Raw genomic sequence first — 16,473 nt, 5'->3', positions numbered from 1 at the left:
CGCAAGTAAGCCAGGTCGGCCGACTCAATAAATGCAGGGAGTGTGTGTGAACAATCTAAATATTAACATCTGCATCGTTCAGATTTCGGGGAACACACATGCACTTGGCTTTCTCGATCAAGCCCGATATTTTCAGCATCAATTCAGGCGACTTGGGTATGAAGCAACTATCGAAATCAACCGTATTCGCGGCGAATGCGTGAATTTCATCTTTGGTGCTCATGCCGGATTCGATACGGAATTGGCGCGACACTATCGTTGCGTTATTGTGAATCTGGAGCAGCTTGGTCGAGAGGGTGCCACCGTGAGCGGCAGTTACATTCAACTCTTAAAAACGTCAGTCGTAGTTGACTATGACCAATCGAACGTTTCAGCATATAGAAGCTCAAGTGAGACTCCGATTATTACGTTTGGATATGCACCATATCTTCGATCATCGTATTCGACGGAAATTGACTGCCGCCCAATCGACATCCTTTTTGTTGGTAGCATGAATGAACGGCGGCATCGAATTTTGCGAGAAATTCAGCTTGCCGGAGTCTCGGTTAGTGTATTAAAGGTTGGCATATATGGCGAGGTTCGAGATAAGGAAATAATGAGGTCCAAGGCCGTGTTTAATTGTCATTTTTATGAAAGTGCGCGCTTCGAGCAGGCTCGCGTATTTCAATGCCTTTCGTTGGGAACTGCGGTAATCAGCGAACGATCTTCAAATACAAAACCACCTTCAATATTTGAGGATAGCGTTTTTTGGACTTCTATAGAGAATGTGCGAACGTTCTTTGAACGAGAATTCGGCACGGACGAATTCTTCGATACGGCGCGAAGTCACTTATACAACTTCGGCACTCACGACGTCGGTGAACAATATCGTTCTGCAATCGAATATATAAAGGAAGTCTATGCACTCTAACAAATACCTCGCCTGCGTCCGAATGACACTGTGTTGGGCATCTTCGCCGGCCGACTTTATTCCTTAAAAAGGAGACTAGCGTATGGTAAAGGATGAGAAGAAAAAAGAACGGATTGACGAGATCGTTGGACTTATGGCACCGCATGTTTTTTACAGCGTCCCGTCACTGGTACGCTTGTCAGGTCGCACATACAGGATCGTTCGTCACAGACTCCGGCAAGCCATATCTCACGGACGCGTTAAGCGCGTGAGCTTAAGCAGATGCAATCTGTACAGTCTTCCTTCATCTGTTGGGGTTGCGTGCAGCCGTGCCCCTGTTGCCGGGTGTCCGGAGTTAAATGGCTGGGACGATTCATGGCGGCAGTTCCGAGCGTTGTGCGAAATAACGAGACGATAAGTCCGTGCCATGTCTGAATGAACCTACCGGCGCACGGTAATGCCTGTCTTTCATACGTCAACCGCGCCTGTTCCTGTGCTGCGTGCGCATGATCGAATAGCGCGCCCTGGCGGTGCGCATCCCTGATTCGCTCGCACGCGCCTTCAAAATGCACGGGGTCCAGCTCGATACCGACGAAGCGCCGCCCGGTCTGAATGCACGCTACGCCCGTTGTGCCCGAGCCCATGAAGCAATCCAGCACGACTCCACCCGGAGGCACGATGCGCAGTAGTTCACGCATCAGCGGCAACGGCTTCTGCGTCACGTGTACGCGGTCGCGAGGTGCCGTGCATTCGTAGAAACCGGGTAGCCGTCCGATTGATTCATCGGCTTCCATCGCGCCCGCCGTGCCCCATATGACGTATTCGCATTGCGCGGTAAAGCGGCCAAGCTGCGGCCGTGCATCGGGCTTGCACCACGGCACGATGCCGCGCCATACCCAGCCCCCGGCCTGCATGTAATCGATTGACGCGGGCAGTTGCCGCCAGTCCGTAAAGAACATGCCCACGGCACCGGGTCTGCACGCACGCAGCGCTGCCGCCGACCATAGCGCGGCCCAATACGAGAAGCCGCGTTGATCGCGGTTATCGCCGCTAAAATCGGGTAGCTCTGCACTTGATGAGCCCGACTGGACGTATTTTTTTCGCGTGTCCTGTACGCGGTCTGAGCGAAACTGTCCGCCGCTGGAATACGGCGGATCGCACAAGAGCGCGTCAAGTCCCGCGAGTGCTGGCAGCACCGCGAGCGCGTCCGCGTTGTAGAGCGTCGCGGGGCCGATGACAACGGGCGCGCTCACGTCTGCGATTCCTGCGCATGCTCGCGTAGCTGTCTTCGAGGTAGCGGCGCAGAGTCGGCACGCCGCGCACCGCCCTGGTTAGCTCAGTGCGCTTCGAGCGTCGCACCGCCGCGACGGTGAGGGTATCGCCCTTGCGGTCGATAATCTCGCTTTCGCGGCGGGCCGCGTCGCGCGCTTCGCCCGGCTGCATGGCGGGGTAATATCCGATCGTGCGGCGGCCCTGGGTGCCGTCTGGTTTCGTCCAGCGGTACGTGTACGACTTCGCGCCCGTTGGCGTCACCTTGACGCCAACGCCGCGCAATTCCGTATCCTGGAACGCCTGGTATTCGCCCGTCGCGCGCAGCGCATCCATGAATTTCCGGTCAATCTTGAAGCGTTGGTGTTTCGTTCCCATCGTGTATTCTCTCGTTTCGGCATGCCGGGCCAGCACGACAAATCCAGGACATTTGCCGTTTGGCACCGGGTGACACCGGGTGCCATTGAGAGAAACACAACAGAACCGGAAATGCTTTAAAATCAAACGATTTGGCACTGAGTGGGACTGGTTGGCACTGAAAATTCGCCCTCATAACCCGAAGGTCGTAGGTTCAAATCCTACCCCCGCAACCAACACCCAGTCAGGCTTCTTGCAAATCCTGCAAGAAGCCGTCGTGCCAAAGAACCCACCGTAGCGTGGGTTTTTTGTTGTCCAGCGAAATTCGATCCGGCACGCGTTGAAATCTGGAGGACCGTTCCATGAAGAAACAAGCACTCGCACAGTGGGCACTCGTAGCCGCTGCCATCGCCCTGTCTGGCGCAGTACACGCCGCCGACGTCAATGTCGGCATCAACGTGGGCGGCCCTGTCGTGGTCGCGCCGCCTCCTCCTGCCGCCATCGTCGTTACGCCGGGCTGGCATGGCGACCGCTACTGGGATGGCCACCGCTACTGGGAACGTGACGACTGGGAAAAGCACCATCATCACGGCAAGGGTTGGCATTGCCCGCCCGGCCACGCCAAGAAAGGCGAGTGCTGATCGCACCCGCGCCTCTGCGGCAGTCCGCGCACACGGCGCGCGACCCCGCAGAATCGAAACAAGTGTAATGATCTGTTAGCGGCAGGCGCATCGGCCCGTTTTGCCGCCGGAACCGCGCCTGCGCTTTGGTACGATCCCGCCTTTCGTCCATTGCGCCGCCACTGTGAACCACCCGTATGTGTCGCTATTTCGTGAACTCTGCGCACGCTGGGTGAACCGTGGGCGCTCGCTCGCCGCCTCCGCCGGCGCGCAGTCACGCCGCCTTGTCCGCGCGACGCTGCACGGCATTCGCCACCCGACGCGTCGCGGCATCGTTCTGGCGCTCGCCGCCTTGCCGTTGTTTGTGCTGGCCTACACGCTGGCGCTGGTGCCGTTCACGCCGCGCCTGGGTGACATCCGCAAGGCCCGCGTCGACCGTCCCGCGCTGATTCTTTCCTCCGATGGCAAGGTGCTCGCCGAGTTCAAGCCGGTCAATCGCGAGTGGGTCACGCTCGACCAGATTTCTCCGCATGTGGTGGACGCGCTGATTGCGACCGAGGATCACCGGTTCTACCAGCATCACGGCATTGACCTCCAGCGCGTTGCGGGGGCCGCGCTTCATACGTTCACGAGCAGTCGCCAGGGCGGCTCCACGATCACCCAGCAGCTCGCACGCAACCTGTATCCGGATGAAATCGGCCGCGCACCCACGCTGACGCGCAAGCTCAAGGAAGCCATCACCGCCCTCAAGATCGAATCCGTGTACAGCAAGGACCAGATCCTGGAGACGTACCTGAACACGGTGCCCTTTCTGTACAACGCGTACGGCGTGGAGATGGCTGCCCGCACGTACTTTGGCAAGCCCGCCGCGAAGCTGAATGTCCTCGAGAGTGCAACGCTCGTGGGCATGCTGAAAGCGAACAGCGCTTATAACCCGGTGCTCAATCCGGATCGCGCGATGGAGCGCCGCAACACGGTGCTCCAGCAAATGGTGAAGTTCGGCAAACTCCCGCCGGGTGCCTACGCGTGGCTCATGCGCCAGCCGCTCAACGTCAACTTCGAGCCCCAGGCCGAGGCCGTTGGCTCAGCTCCACACTTCTCGGCCCAGTTGCGCAGGTGGCTGACCGCGTGGGCGGATCGAAACGGCTACAACATCTATTCCGACGGGCTCGTTGTGCGCACCACCATCGACTCCCGGCTTCAGGCAATGGCGACGCAGGCGGTCGCGTGGCAGACCGGCCAGTTGCAGTCGATCGCCAACGGCGCGTGGAACACGCGCACGGGCTGCTGGCCGGGCAACGCGCTGTTCCAGTCGTTCATCAGGCAAACGGCGGAGTACCGGGCCGCACGGGATACCGGACTATCGGATCAGGCCGCCATCAGGAAGCTGGCAATGGACGCGTCGTTTGTCGATGGCCTCTGCCACAGCAAGACGCAGATTCAGGCCGGATTCGTCGCCATGGATCCGCGCAACGGAGACATCAAGGCATGGGTCGGCAGCCCCGACTTTCACGACGAGCCGTTCGATCATGTTCAGCAGGCGCGACGGCAACCGGGTTCCACGTTCAAGGCGTTCGTCTATGGCGCCGCCTTTGCGGATGGCGCGCAGCCGGGCGACACGATCGTCGATCGCAACGTCGCGATCCCGTTGAAGGGCAATGCGGTATGGAAGCCGACCGACGCGGAGCCGCCGACCGGCCGGCCGATGTCGCTGCGTGACGCCCTGGCTTTCTCGCGTAACCGCGTCACTGCCCAGCTCATGCAACGCGAGGGGCCGGCGAAGGTCGCCGCACTCGCGCGCGCGATGGGTGTGCGCGAGAGCCCGCTGGACCCGGTGCCGTCGCTCGCGCTGGGCACGAGCCCGGTCACGCTCAGGGAGATGGTCTCGGCGTATTGCACGATCGCCGACCGCGGCGCCTATGTCGAGCCACGCATGGTGACAAGCATCGAGGATCGCGACGGCAACGTGCTTGCCGATTTTCCCGCTGCACGACCGGAGCAGGCGCTGCCGGCCGGTGCGGCACTGAAGCTGGTCGACGCGATGCGCGATGTCGTCGACCGCGGCACGGGCAGCGACATCCGGACACGCTTCGGGATTCACGCCGACGTCGCCGGCAAGACGGGCACCACGCAGGACAGCACCGATAGCTGGTTCATCCTGATTCACCCCCAACTGGTTGCCGGTGCATGGGTGGGATTCGACGACGCGCGCGTGACGCTACGCAACGACTACTGGGGTGAAGGTGCGCACAGCGCCTTGCCGGTGGTCGGCGCCTTCTATGACATGGCGCTGCGTGCCCGGGTTATCGACGCACACGAGCAGTTGGCCCCAGGGAGGGTTACGCCGCGCGCACCTCGTGCGCACAAGCGCCACCATTTCCTCTTCTGGAATTTCTAGGGCGCTTGCGAGGCGCGGGTCCGCAGACCCGTGATGACGGCGGCGTATGGCGTCATAGCCTGGTCTCCAGCGAAAGCGTGCTGCCCCCCTAGCCACGCTTGAGCGGCACACGACGCTTCGCTTTGCGAAGCGTCGTGACGTCTGCGGCTTCCAGCGCCGGTGTTTTCACTTCACCCGAATGTAGCCGGGACAGCACTCGCGTCGCATTGGTCGTGCAGTCCATGTCCTCGGGTTTCGCCTCGATCTCCGCCATGAGCGCGACGAGATGCGCCTTGCTCTGCGCGAGTCGCGATTCCAGTGCCTCGATATCCTGCACCTTGCCGCGCAGCGTTTCGATCAACGAGCCGTGCTGCCATTGCGCCATGTCGGGCGGCAGCAACATGCGAATCTCGTCCAGACTGAAACCGGCCTGCTGGGCCGTCGCAATCAGATTGAGCACCAGCACGGCTTGAGGCGAATACGTCCGGTAGCCATTCGGCTCACGCTCGGGCTTGAGCAGACCGATATCTTCGTAGAAGCGAATGCGCGAAGCCGCAAGACCCGTGCGCTGCGCAAGCTCGCCAATTTTCATGTTTCCCATCCTCCCCGCCCAGGCCGCAACTGACCATCGACTTGACGGCTGCCCCACAGCAACGTCAGCCGTGCTGACACATCATATCCGCTCGAAACGCAAACCCGCATGGCGAGTCAAACGCTCGATGAAGCGCTCGTCGAAAATCGTGGCCGGTGTCCAGAAGCCGCCGCCACGCCCGACCTTGACGCCGTCCTCGACGAGATCGCGAGCGAGGCTGATGGCAGCCTGCCCCAGCATCTTGCCGGTCGAGCCGTACCCAGGATCGCGATCCCCGGTCACTTTCACGCGCACCACCTGGCCTTCGTCGGTCCGGCCGAAAAACCGCAAATCGTAGCACCCGGCCCGTTGAGCCTCCGGGCTTGGACCCTCACCCGGCTTGGGCAACAGGAAGCGTTGCATCACGCGGCGAACCGGGCCGATGACGATGCCCGCCATGAACGCCGCCAGCCCTGCCACGGTGGCGAAAGCGCTCAGCCGCCCCTTCAAGCCCGGCCCTGTGAGGACGGCTTCATCATAGGTGAACTGACTGCCATAGGCGTTGCCGCTGAGGGCATTGGAGCGGTGCACGACGCGCTCGTTGATCGCCGCCATCACGAAGGGGGCGATCCATGCGTCGAACGCGGCATCGAACTCCGCGGTCCTGACGACGTGCTGCCGCGCCGTGTAACCGTGAGCGTTGGGACAAAGCGCATAGGGATTGATCAGCGCCTGGCGCAACGACGGATCGGCAGCCGCCTCCTGGACCACGTTGATCAGGCTCGCCACCGTGCCGCCCGATGCGCCTCCCTTGAGGGTCTTGACGCGCATCTTGACGTGCGTAGCCGGCGCACCGAATTGCCGCATCGCGTGTTGCTGAAGGAATTGCACGCCCATATCCGAGGGAACCGAGTCGAAGCCGCAGCAATGAACGATGCGCGCCCCTGTCCTCTGAGCCGTCGACTCGTACTGCTCGATCATCCTTTTGATCCACTGGGTTTCGCCAGTGAGGTCGCAGTAATCGGTGCCGCTCTCAACGCAAACCTTGATGAGCGGTTCGCCATAGAGCGCATAGGGGCCGACCGTGGACACGACCACGCGGGTCTGCTCGCACAGCGCTCGCAACTGCATTTCGCTCGCCGCGTCCGCGACGATGACAGGCAAGGACTGCCACTCAGCGCCGAGCGAGCGCTTGACATCGTTGAGCTTCGCTTCCGATCGGCCCGCAATCGCCCAGCGCAGGGTTTCCCCCTGCGCCAAAAAGTATTCAGCCAGGTAGCGCGTGAGGATCTGACCTACAAAGCTGCTGGCGCCAAACACGACGATGTCATAGCGGAGCGTGCTCATGGATGTTTCCTCGCGCGCGCTTTCTGGTGCAGTAGTGGAAGTCGGGCATCCACGTGGGACCGACCCGCGAAGCAACCCATTAATTTGGAATCCTTTATAACAATCGATATTTCCCGCGCCGCTTCGCCCAGGTTCGATGACCTTTCTCGATGGCTCACCCGGCACGCGGCGTGTCAGCGAGCACTATAAGGTTAAACCCAACTTGAAGGTCAAGCATGAAGATCCGCCCGGAGACCGCTCAAGCCCGCAAGAGGCATTGACATTCAAGTTACCTTTAACCTTAGAGTCGAACCACGCTCAAACGAGGTGAATCCATGAACGTGTTCGACACGCTAGCCTTACCCAACGGTTCGACCATCCGGAACCGCATCGCGAAAGCCGCCATGGAGGAAAACATGGCGAACGCCGATCACGCCCCGTCGGAGTCGCTGATGCGTCTGTATCAAGCGTGGGCGGAAGGCGGCGCCGGCCTGCTCATTACCGGCAACGTAATGGTCGACAGCCGCGCCATGACGGGCCCCGGCGGCGTGGTGCTCGAAAATGACAAGCACATCGAAGCATTCAGACGATGGGCGCAGATCGGTCGATCGAAAGGCGCGCAATTCTGGCTGCAAATCAATCATCCGGGCCGCCAGATGCGGGCCAATCTCGGGCAGCCGACATGGGCGCCTTCGGCGGTGCCGCTGGCACTGGGCACGATGTCAAAGCACTTCAATACGCCCCACGCGATGACGCACGAGATGATCGATACGGTGATCCAGCGCTTTGCGCGCACTGCGCAACTGGGCGAACTGGCCGGCTTCACGGGCGTTGAGATCCACGCGGCTCATGGTTACCTGCTCAGCCAGTTTCTGTCGCCGCTCACCAATCAGAGAACGGACCAATGGGGTGGGTCGCTCGAGAACCGCGCTCGCCTGTTGATGGAGATCGTCAAAGCCGTTCGTGCAGCCGTTTCTCCCCGGTTCGCCGTTGCCGTCAAGCTGAATTCCGCCGACTTCCAACGCGGCGGCTTCAGTGCCGACGAGGCCCGCCAGGTCGTGAAGCAACTCAACGATCTGGCAGTCGATCTGGTCGAGCTATCGGGCGGAAGCTATGAAGCGCCGGCCATGCAAGGCGACGCGCGTGACGGCCGCACCCTCGCCCGCGAAGCCTATTTCGTGGAATTCGCGCGCGACATCCGGACGATCGCAACGATGCCCGTGATGGTCACCGGCGGCATCCGCCGCCGGACTGTCGCCGAACAGGTCATCACGAGCGGGGTGGATATGGTCGGGATCGGTACGGCGCTGGCTATCGAACCGGATCTGCCCCGTGAATGGCGGGCCGGCAAGGACAGCGCGCCGGCACTCGCGCCAATCACATGGAAGAACAAGCCGCTGGCGTCTCTGGCCAACATGGCCGCCGTCAAGTTTCAATTGCGCCGATTGAGCCTGGGAAAGCCGCCGCACCCGAACGTGTCGCCTTTGCGCGCGCTGATCCTGCAACAGCTGGCCGATGCAGCGCGCAGCCGCGAATACCGGCGCTGGATGGCGCTGCGCTCGAAGCCCTAGTCTTCGCGCACATCCCGGCACGGACCTGCGAAATCGTACGCCGCAGGCGTCCAGACCCGTGCCCCATTCCTCGCCACGACATGCACCGTTTCAGCACGCGCCCGCCATTCCACCCCGCATGCAGGCGCTCGAAACTGGTGCATCGACGATAGTCTCATCGCCCGTCGGAAACTCGATACGCGGTCGTCGAGCCGCGCCTGACCGGCTTCCATACCGGTGTTCGCCACCTTCCGTCCATCCTGGCATGACTCATGCTTAAGTTCTGAATATTGTTGAACGATCTATTATGAGTTGTTCTACAATCATTTCAGCCACCTTCACGCGGACGAGCGAGCCCCCCATGAAAGCCCAACTTGATCTGAAGTCTGTCCTGTCCTGCCTGCCGCGCATTTCGAAGTGCGCCGCCGTGCTCGCGCTGTGCGGTACGGCTCACGCGTTCGCTGCGAGCGCGGTTCCGACCGTCGCGCCCGGCAAGCTGACGATCGGCGCGGATCTGACGTATCCGCCCTACGACTACACGCAGGGCGCCACGCCCGCCGGTTTCGATCCCGCGTTCATGGCGAAGCTCTCCGGGCACCTGAAGCTCCAGCCGGGCTTCGTCGATACGCGCTTCGCCAACCTGATCCTCGGCGTCAACGCGAACCGGTTCGACGTGATCGCCTCCGCGCTCTATGTGACGCCGGAACGCGCGAAGCAGATCGACTTCGTGCCCTACCTGAAGACCGGCGGCTCGCTGCTGGCCCTCAGTCATTCCGGTTTCGCGCCGAAGAAGCCGGAAGACCTGTGCGGCAAGCGCGTGAGTTCGATCAAGGGTGCCTCGTGGATTCCGAAACTCAACGACGTGTCGAAGCAGGTCTGCGTTCCGGCCGGCCGCGGCGCGATCGACGTGCGCGAGTTCGAGACGTCGCCGGAAGCGGCCCAGGCCGTGCTGGCACACGCGGTCGACGCGCAGTTCGAAGACTCGGCCGTCGCGCAGATGACTGTCAACAAGCTCGACGGCCGTGTGGCGATCACCTCGACCGCCCAGCTCTATCCGGTCGTCATCGGGCTCGGCGTGAAGAAAGGCAATGACGCGCTGCTCGGCCAGTTGAAGACCGCGTTCGCGTCGATGAAGCAGGCGGGCGAATACCAGGCGCTCCTGAAGCAATACAACGTGGCCGAGCCGACCGACGACGACATCGCCCGTGCGCTCGGCACGGCATCGAACTAAAGGCAGGATCGCGTGCGGCATGCGGCCGGGCAGCCGCCCATGCCCTCGTGACTGCGCTTCGTGAGAGAACGCACATGGTATTCGACTGGCACTACACGGCTTCGTTATTGTTCGACACCGCCTTCTGGAAAGCAGCGTGGCTCGTGATCGAACTGAGCGCGGCAACCTGGATAATCGGCATCGTCGCGGGCTTCGCTCTCGCGCTCGGCAAGCAGTCCACGATCATGCCGCTGCGCGTGGCATGCAGCGCCTACATCTGGCTTTTTCGCAGCCTGCCGCTGCTCGTGCTGCTCATCTTCGTCTATAACCTGCCGCAGGTGCTGCCCTGGACGGGCGGCCTGCTGTCCGATCCGTTCTGGGCCGGTCTCCTTGCGCTCTCGATCAGCGAGGCCGCCTATATTGCGGAGATTCATCGCGGCGGCCTGCTGTCGCTACACAAGGGCCAGCTCGAAGCGGGCAAGGCGCTGGGGATCCGCTTCGTCGGGCTGCAACGGCTGATCGTGCTGCCGCAGGCGTTTCGTGTTGCGCTGCCGGCACTCATCAACGAGTACATCACGATCGTCAAGCTGACGTCGCTGGTATCGGTCATCTCGCTGGCCGAAATCCTGCTGGTCGGCGAGCGCCTGTACACGCAGAACTTCAAGGTGCTCGAGACGATGCTGGCCGTTTCGTTCTACTATGTGCTCATCGTCACCGTGTTCGGCCACGTGTTGAAAATGCTTGAAAAGCATCTGGACGTCACGCGCCGCACGCACATTGCCGTCGCCGTCGCGCCTGCGGAAACACCGCGCACCGGCGCGGCCATGACGGGCGACGGCAAGGCGCGAGGCGGTAGCGCGACGCGTGCGCTGGAAGCCATCGGAATCCGCAAGCGCTATGGCGATCATGAAGTGCTCAAAGGAATCGATCTGACTGTGCGCGCGGGAGAGGTCGTGTCGATTATCGGCCCGTCGGGCTCGGGCAAGACTTCGCTTATCCGCACGCTGAATGGCCTCGAAACGCTCGACGACGGCGAAGTGCGCCTGCATGCCAAGGCCTTCCTGTGGCCGCCGCGCGCCAGGCATGGCAAGGTGCCGCATGCGCAGCACATGCGCGGGATTCTCGATATCGGCATGGTGTTTCAGAGCTTCAATCTGTTCCCGCATCAGACCGTGCTCCAGAATGTGACGCTCGCGCCGCGCTATCATGGGCGCCAAAACGGGGCGTCGCTCGACGAATCGGGCATGCGCTTGCTGGCCAAGGTGGGAATGGCGGCGCATGCGCACAAGTATCCGCATCAGTTGTCAGGCGGCCAGCAGCAGCGCGTGGCGATTGCGCGGGCTCTGGCGATGCAGCCTTCGATCGTCCTGTTCGACGAGCCGACCTCGGCGCTCGATCCGGAACTGGTCAGCGAAGTGCTCAAGGTCATTGAGGAACTGGCGCGCGAAGGCATGACCATGATTATCGTCACCCACGAAATCAACTTTGCGTTCCGCATTTCGGACCGCATCGTGTTCATGGAATCGGGCATGATCGTGAACGATGCACCACCGCACGAACTGGCCAGGCTCGACAAAGCTTCGCGAATCGGCGGCTTCCTCAAAGACGTTCACTTTGCATGACAGACCGTATGCCTACCTCTTACCCGGCCGCAACCGCACTGACTGACCAGGAGTCCGCGCAATCGGTCACGGACCGAATCCTGTCGACGATTCGCGACGAGATTATCGAAGGCAAATTGCCGCCGGGCACCGCGCTCGTCGAGAACGATCTCACACAGGCGCACGACGTTTCGCGCAACACCCTGCGTGAAGCGTTGCGACTCTTGTGCCGTGAAGGGCTCGCGGTGCACTACCGGCATCGCGGCGTGATCGTGCGCACCTTGACGCGTCACGACGTACGCGACATTTATCGCGTGCGCCGAACGCTCGAACTTCAGGCCCTGATGCGCGAGGCCCCGATCGAGGAAGAGGAAATCGCCGCGATGCGCGACGCGGTCGAGCGTGCGCAAGCGGCGGCGAACGAAAGCGACTGGCGCAGTGTCGGCACGTACAGCCTGCTGTTTCACCGCCGCATCGTGCAGTTGCTCGCCAGCCCGCTGTTCGACACGTTCTTCACGACGATCCTGGCGCAACTGCGTCTGGTGTTTGCCTCCGCCCCTGACGAGCGGCGCTTCCAGCGGCCCTGGATCGAAAAGGACGGGCAGATTCTGGAACTGATCGCGAGCGCTCGCGTGACCGAGGCCCGCGCCGCCCTCGCGGATTACCTGACGCAATCGGAGCACGCCCTGCTCGATTACCTTTGATTTGTTGCCGCGCTTTCGCGTTTCATTCATCGATATCTCATCCACACCGTTGCGCATTGAATGCGTAACGTTTAAACGGGCGAGCTAGCACAACCAAGCCAGCCTGTTCGCGTGTCCAATAAGGAGTCTTTATCATGTTGAACTACCCTGCCGCCTATCAATCCACGAAGGGTTCCGCGCTCGATCCCGACAAGGACTTCTACCGGCGCATCGCCTCGGAACACGATACGCGCACGCTGGTCGAATCGATCGTGGTGCCGATCCGCTCGGGCCAGGCGTGGACCGTTCCGGCCGGACACGTGTTCCGCATCGTCACCATCGAAGGTCCGCAAGTGGCCGACCTGAACATGTGGAACCTGCACAACCCGCGCGAGCGCATGTGGGCCTCGCGCACACGTCAATTGCAGCAGGCGCACGTGAGCACCTTCGATCGCCTGTGGTCGACGCTGCCGTTCCTGCGTCCGATGGTGACGATCACCGACGATAGCCTCGCCGACTACGGCGTCGACGAACATGGCGGCCGCGTTCACGATCTGCTCGGCACGCGCTGCGACCCGTACGTGAACCGCATGCTGACTGGCGAAGATTTTCATTTCCATTGTCACTCGAACCTGACACGGGCCATCGCGCCGTATGGCTTGACCGAATACGATGTGCACGACGTGCTGAACGTGTTCCAGTGCACGGGGCTGAATCTCGAGGACAAGTATTTCATGAAGGCATGCCCCGCCAAGAAGGGCGATTACCTCGAATTCTTCGCGGAAATCGACCTGCTGTGCGCGCTGTCGACCTGCCCGGGCGGCGATCTGTCGTTGCCCATGTGGGGACCGGACGCGCGCGACCCGCTGGAAGTGTGCCGGCCGCTGGGCATCGAGATCTACCGGCTCGCGCCGCCGATGCTCGAAGGGTGGACGTCGCCTTCGGTTGCCGCGTACAAAGGCCAGCACGGTATGAGTCTGACGCAGCCGCAATGGAAGTGCGGGTGCTGAGCGCGAGTAAGTAGCGATGCCGCCGGCCGGGCGGTTAGCCTCGGCTGGTGGCGCTCTGACGAGTCCGGTGGAAATGCCGACACGTAGATTACAAACTGAAAATGCCGTGGGAACAGAACATTGGTGCAAAATACGGCATCGATAGCATTTCCCTACCGGTCCCCGCCGTATTCAAACGCCGACGCACGGGGCGAAGTAAGATGCTACAAAACCGTCTCCACCGCCGTTTGACAGCTTCGCCCTGGTCCAAGGTGATCCATGCTGAAACGACATCTCCCGGCTGTCGAAAGCCTTCGCTTTTCGTCGAGCGACCTCGCCGGAGGGGGCTCTGAAGGCGGCTTGGTCGAGAACGAACTGCCTCCTGCGATTTTCTTCGAGGTATCGACACAGAGAATCGTCTCTTACGTTTTCGAAGCGGACCGCTGCGCGAACGCAGGACGCCGGAGACATAAAGGCGGCCTGGCCCCCCATCATCTAAAGCTCGCGAAAGCGATGCTCTCCGTGCAGGACCACGACAGCGTGACGCTGCTGGCGCTTAGCGCAGCCTGCGGGCTATCCACGGCGCACTTCGCCCGGGAATTCAAGAAGTCCACGAACTTCCCGCCACACCAGTGGGCCATGCTGAACAAGGTCGCTCGGGCGAAGGACATGCTCCTGCGCACAACGCGCTCCATTTCCGAAATCGCTGACGATGCCACTTCGTCGACGAAACCGGCGTCGGCCAGGTCTCCCGTCAGATGGACAACCCTGACTCCGCCAGCCGTGCGCAATGGCGCCTTCTGCGGGAAATCGCGGTCTACGAGCACGATTTCATCGATCGCGCGATAGCCGCCTTGTCCGCCGGCAAAGCGGACACCATCCAGCAGTTTCGCAGTGAGCGACCGGCCGATAAACCCGACCGCACCTTTGACCATGACGCGCATCGACCGCCTCCGTTGTGCTGTCTCGTGACCGCTTCCCTGGGATACTCGCCCCGCAGCGAAAAGCGGCAGTTTCCATCTGCAACGGAAACACACTTCTTAGTCGGTTTTAGACGTGCAAGTCTTTCCCCTAATTCACGAATCGATTGCGCATTCGCAGCCGCGGCGGCGACCCGCCCCTTCGTCGCGCCCAGGCGACGAGCCACGTCGTCAATGCTGGTCGCGTGGAAGCCCTGCTCCATGAAGCATTCCGCGGCCATATGCAAAATTTCCTGCTTGCCCGGAGTCATATCGTCCCGGTCTGGTGCTCGCACTTCGGTGAAAATTCCCGACGCCACAAGCCTCGCAAGGCCCATTGTTCAGCTTTGGCGAATTATAGCGACATGAGCGTGAGGCCAACATACCTGGTATTTGCTCTCGGGCACAGTCGACATCGTACCGCTCCGCACGGCCGCGACGGTTACGAGCGGCCCACTGTTTGAGAACGTCAAATTAAGAATTCGCGGATAGCCGATTTATCGCTCCCCATCACCCGGTATACGATCAGCGTCACGGATGCCATGTGCAGGCCAGTTCGGCAACGCGGCCCGAGCGGCGTCACGCAGACCGGCCTAAGGACGGAGGAAAAAAGTGAACACCATCCCCCCGGGGTTCAGTCAAACCGAGCCGACGCTCAACCGAGATGCCTGGATGGACACTATCACTGTGCTCGAAGCCCTAACCGCCCGAAACTGCAACCCGGACGTCGAACCGGTTCGCAGGGACACGGTCCCGCCCGCCTCGAAGCCTCGGCGCAAGGTGCCGGGCGACGATGTAACCGTGCGCCGGCTGTCTCATGCAGTCGTCACGGTTGTCGAGCGTGTCACCGACCGGTCCATCCTCTTGAACTGGTGCGATCCGACGTCATGCCGTTACAGCGACCAGCTTTGGACCAAAAGGTCGGCACGGCGCTCCGGTCACTGTGCCCTCACTGGCGAGTCGATTGCGCGCGGGGATGCCGTATACGCGCCGTACACCCGTGTTTCCAACCCGCCGGCCAACGAGCAAGCCATGATTCTCGCCTCGTCGGTCAAGGACTGATCGTCGTCGCCCCAACCGCCGAGACACCCTGGCATTGAACGCGGGGTTTCAATATTTAGCTAAAGGATTTCCTGATCATGAGCGAACCACTCATTTCCGCATCCGCGTCTGGCACATTCAAGCTCGCCGGCGAAGTGGACATTACCCGGCTGGGCTACGGCGCGATGCGAATCACCGGACCCGGGATTTGGGGGCCGCCCGATGATCCGGCGGAAGCGCTTCGCGTCCTGGAATCGCTCCCGGAATCTGGAATCGATTTCGTCGATACCGCCGACTCATACGGCCCGGAAGTCTCCGAACAGCTTATCCGCGAAGCGCTGCATCCGTACAAGCATGTTCTCGTCGCGACCAAAGCAGGGCTGCGTCGCCCCGGCCCCGACCAGTGGCAGCCGGACGGACGACCCGAATACCTGCGTGAGCGCGCGCTACGCAGCCTGAAGAATCTGGGCGTTGAACAGATTGGTCTCTGGCAGTTGCATCGAATCGACCCGGCTGTCCCCGCCGACGAGCAATTCGACGCGGTCAAAGCGCTGCAAAAGGAAGGCATTGTCCGCTTTGTCGGCCTGAGCGAAGTCACCGTCGAAGAGATCAAAGCCGCATCGAAGTATTTCACGGTGGCGACGGTTCAAAATCGCTATAACCTACTCGATCGTCAAAGCGAATCCGTGCTCGAATACTGCGAAGCGAACAATATCGGATTCATCCCCTGGTACCCGTTGGCCGCTGGCAATATCGGCGCATCGTCTGACACCATAAGCGAAGTTGCCCGCGACCACGGTGCTTCGCCCATGCAAATCGCTATCGCATGGTTGCTCCACAAGAGCCCGGTGATACTCCCGATTCCGGGGACGTCCAAGCGGACGCATCTGCGGGCGAATGTCGCAGCCGCCGCTATCAAGCTATCGGACGAAGAGATGAGCCGTCTGAACGCACTCGCGAGCTGAGTTCCCTGTCGCCAGGCCGCCTGCGCGCGAGCGGCGCTCACTCGCCCCCGGCCTCAGGAACAAAGA

Annotated in this window: 16 protein-coding genes; 11 read left to right on the top strand and 5 right to left on the bottom strand. The window is 61.4% G+C overall.

Annotated elements, in window-relative coordinates:
- Positions 1 to 46 precede the first annotated feature (46 nt).
- Positions 47 to 910 carry a hypothetical protein gene (locus C7401_RS44350; protein ID WP_146757911.1) on the top strand — a complete coding sequence of 288 codons (864 nt, stop codon included), beginning with the start codon at positions 47 to 49 and terminating at the stop codon, positions 908 to 910.
- A 239-nt stretch (positions 911 to 1,149) separates the two neighbouring features.
- On the opposite strand, the gene C7401_RS12160 is transcribed toward C7401_RS44350, so the two are convergent.
- The gene (locus tag C7401_RS12160) at positions 1,150 to 2,142 is read right to left on the bottom strand and encodes a DNA-methyltransferase (RefSeq protein ID WP_220092817.1); all 993 of its coding nucleotides are present in this window, start codon (positions 2,140 to 2,142) and stop codon (positions 1,150 to 1,152) included.
- Positions 2,060 to 2,536 (bottom strand): Arm DNA-binding domain-containing protein, encoded by a 477-nt coding sequence (locus tag C7401_RS12155; protein ID WP_112171623.1) that lies wholly within the window; start codon positions 2,534 to 2,536, stop codon positions 2,060 to 2,062. The genes C7401_RS12160 and C7401_RS12155 overlap by 83 nt, the downstream gene beginning before the upstream one ends.
- A gap of 341 nt (positions 2,537 to 2,877) precedes the next feature.
- On the opposite strand from C7401_RS12155, the gene C7401_RS12150 reads away from it, so the two are divergent.
- Together C7401_RS12150 and C7401_RS12145 are read left to right on the top strand one after the other, a co-directional pair.
- On the top strand, positions 2,878 to 3,156 hold the full coding sequence (locus C7401_RS12150) for a hypothetical protein (RefSeq protein WP_112171622.1): 279 nt from the start codon (positions 2,878 to 2,880) through the stop codon (positions 3,154 to 3,156).
- 163 nt (positions 3,157 to 3,319) lie between these two features.
- On the top strand, positions 3,320 to 5,533 hold the full coding sequence (locus C7401_RS12145; RefSeq protein WP_112171838.1) for a penicillin-binding protein 1A: 2,214 nt from the start codon (positions 3,320 to 3,322) through the stop codon (positions 5,531 to 5,533).
- 88 nt (positions 5,534 to 5,621) lie between these two features.
- On the opposite strand, the gene C7401_RS12140 is transcribed toward C7401_RS12145, so the two are convergent.
- Positions 5,622 to 6,104 carry a MerR family transcriptional regulator gene (locus tag C7401_RS12140; RefSeq protein ID WP_112171621.1) on the bottom strand — a complete coding sequence of 161 codons (483 nt, stop codon included), beginning with the start codon at positions 6,102 to 6,104 and terminating at the stop codon, positions 5,622 to 5,624.
- An 81-nt stretch (positions 6,105 to 6,185) separates the two neighbouring features.
- Positions 6,186 to 7,430, bottom strand: a complete 1,245-nt coding sequence (locus C7401_RS12135) for a saccharopine dehydrogenase family protein (RefSeq protein ID WP_112171620.1) — start codon at positions 7,428 to 7,430, stop codon at positions 6,186 to 6,188.
- Positions 7,431 to 7,744: 314 nt separating this feature from the next.
- Here C7401_RS12135 and C7401_RS12130 point away from each other — a divergent pair, with 314 nt between their 5' ends.
- The 6 genes from C7401_RS12130 to C7401_RS46090 all read left to right on the top strand — a co-directional run bounded on the left by C7401_RS12130 (position 7,745) and on the right by C7401_RS46090 (position 14,291).
- The gene (locus C7401_RS12130; RefSeq protein WP_112171619.1) at positions 7,745 to 8,980 is read left to right on the top strand and encodes an NADH:flavin oxidoreductase/NADH oxidase family protein; all 1,236 of its coding nucleotides are present in this window, start codon (positions 7,745 to 7,747) and stop codon (positions 8,978 to 8,980) included.
- Between the two features lie 340 nt (positions 8,981 to 9,320).
- Positions 9,321 to 10,190: a transporter substrate-binding domain-containing protein gene (locus tag C7401_RS12125; RefSeq protein ID WP_112171618.1), complete on the top strand. Its 870-nt coding sequence runs from the start codon at positions 9,321 to 9,323 to the stop codon at positions 10,188 to 10,190.
- A 74-nt stretch (positions 10,191 to 10,264) separates the two neighbouring features.
- On the top strand, positions 10,265 to 11,791 hold the full coding sequence (locus C7401_RS12120; protein WP_112171617.1) for an amino acid ABC transporter permease/ATP-binding protein: 1,527 nt from the start codon (positions 10,265 to 10,267) through the stop codon (positions 11,789 to 11,791).
- Between the two features lie 8 nt (positions 11,792 to 11,799).
- Positions 11,800 to 12,474 (top strand): GntR family transcriptional regulator, encoded by a 675-nt coding sequence (locus C7401_RS12115; RefSeq protein WP_258397003.1) that lies wholly within the window; start codon positions 11,800 to 11,802, stop codon positions 12,472 to 12,474.
- 134 nt (positions 12,475 to 12,608) lie between these two features.
- Positions 12,609 to 13,463: an urea carboxylase-associated family protein gene (locus C7401_RS12110; protein ID WP_112171615.1), complete on the top strand. Its 855-nt coding sequence runs from the start codon at positions 12,609 to 12,611 to the stop codon at positions 13,461 to 13,463.
- Positions 13,464 to 13,721: 258 nt separating this feature from the next.
- Complete coding sequence (locus tag C7401_RS46090) at positions 13,722 to 14,291, top strand: helix-turn-helix domain-containing protein (RefSeq protein ID WP_112171614.1); 570 nt, start codon at positions 13,722 to 13,724, stop codon at positions 14,289 to 14,291.
- On the opposite strand, the gene C7401_RS45555 is transcribed toward C7401_RS46090, so the two are convergent.
- The gene (locus C7401_RS45555) at positions 14,260 to 14,643 is read right to left on the bottom strand and encodes a helix-turn-helix domain-containing protein (RefSeq protein ID WP_258397040.1); all 384 of its coding nucleotides are present in this window, start codon (positions 14,641 to 14,643) and stop codon (positions 14,260 to 14,262) included. The two genes, C7401_RS46090 and C7401_RS45555, sit on opposite strands and share 32 nt — an antisense overlap.
- A 370-nt stretch (positions 14,644 to 15,013) precedes the next feature.
- Here C7401_RS45555 and C7401_RS12095 point away from each other — a divergent pair, with 370 nt between their 5' ends.
- Entirely contained in the window at positions 15,014 to 15,463 is a 450-nt protein-coding gene (locus tag C7401_RS12095) for a DUF3331 domain-containing protein (RefSeq protein ID WP_112171613.1), read from the top strand.
- Positions 15,464 to 15,540: 77 nt separating this feature from the next.
- Positions 15,541 to 16,407 carry an aldo/keto reductase gene (locus tag C7401_RS12090; protein WP_112171612.1) on the top strand — a complete coding sequence of 289 codons (867 nt, stop codon included), beginning with the start codon at positions 15,541 to 15,543 and terminating at the stop codon, positions 16,405 to 16,407.
- Positions 16,408 to 16,473: the final 66 nt, after the last annotated feature.

Origin of the sequence: Paraburkholderia unamae (assembly GCF_003268775.1) — a bacterium.
GTDB classification, from domain to species: domain Bacteria; phylum Pseudomonadota; class Gammaproteobacteria; order Burkholderiales; family Burkholderiaceae; genus Paraburkholderia; species Paraburkholderia unamae.
This window is presented reverse-complemented; position numbering and strand designations above follow the sequence as displayed.

Coding starts and splice junctions, on each gene's coding strand:
- C7401_RS12110 (WP_112171615.1), top strand. CDS start 12,609: ATGTTGAACTACCCTGCCGCCTATCAATCCACGAAGGGTTCCGCGCTC.
- C7401_RS12125 (WP_112171618.1), top strand. CDS start 9,321: ATGAAAGCCCAACTTGATCTGAAGTCTGTCCTGTCCTGCCTGCCGCGC.
- C7401_RS45555 (WP_258397040.1), bottom strand. CDS start 14,643: ATGGCCGCGGAATGCTTCATGGAGCAGGGCTTCCACGCGACCAGCATT.
- C7401_RS12090 (WP_112171612.1), top strand. CDS start 15,541: ATGAGCGAACCACTCATTTCCGCATCCGCGTCTGGCACATTCAAGCTC.
- C7401_RS46090 (WP_112171614.1), top strand. CDS start 13,722: ATGCTGAAACGACATCTCCCGGCTGTCGAAAGCCTTCGCTTTTCGTCG.
- C7401_RS12115 (WP_258397003.1), top strand. CDS start 11,800: ATGCCTACCTCTTACCCGGCCGCAACCGCACTGACTGACCAGGAGTCC.
- C7401_RS12140 (WP_112171621.1), bottom strand. CDS start 6,104: ATGAAAATTGGCGAGCTTGCGCAGCGCACGGGTCTTGCGGCTTCGCGC.
- C7401_RS12155 (WP_112171623.1), bottom strand. CDS start 2,536: ATGGGAACGAAACACCAACGCTTCAAGATTGACCGGAAATTCATGGAT.
- C7401_RS12120 (WP_112171617.1), top strand. CDS start 10,265: ATGGTATTCGACTGGCACTACACGGCTTCGTTATTGTTCGACACCGCC.
- C7401_RS12150 (WP_112171622.1), top strand. CDS start 2,878: ATGAAGAAACAAGCACTCGCACAGTGGGCACTCGTAGCCGCTGCCATC.
- C7401_RS12130 (WP_112171619.1), top strand. CDS start 7,745: ATGAACGTGTTCGACACGCTAGCCTTACCCAACGGTTCGACCATCCGG.
- C7401_RS12135 (WP_112171620.1), bottom strand. CDS start 7,430: ATGAGCACGCTCCGCTATGACATCGTCGTGTTTGGCGCCAGCAGCTTT.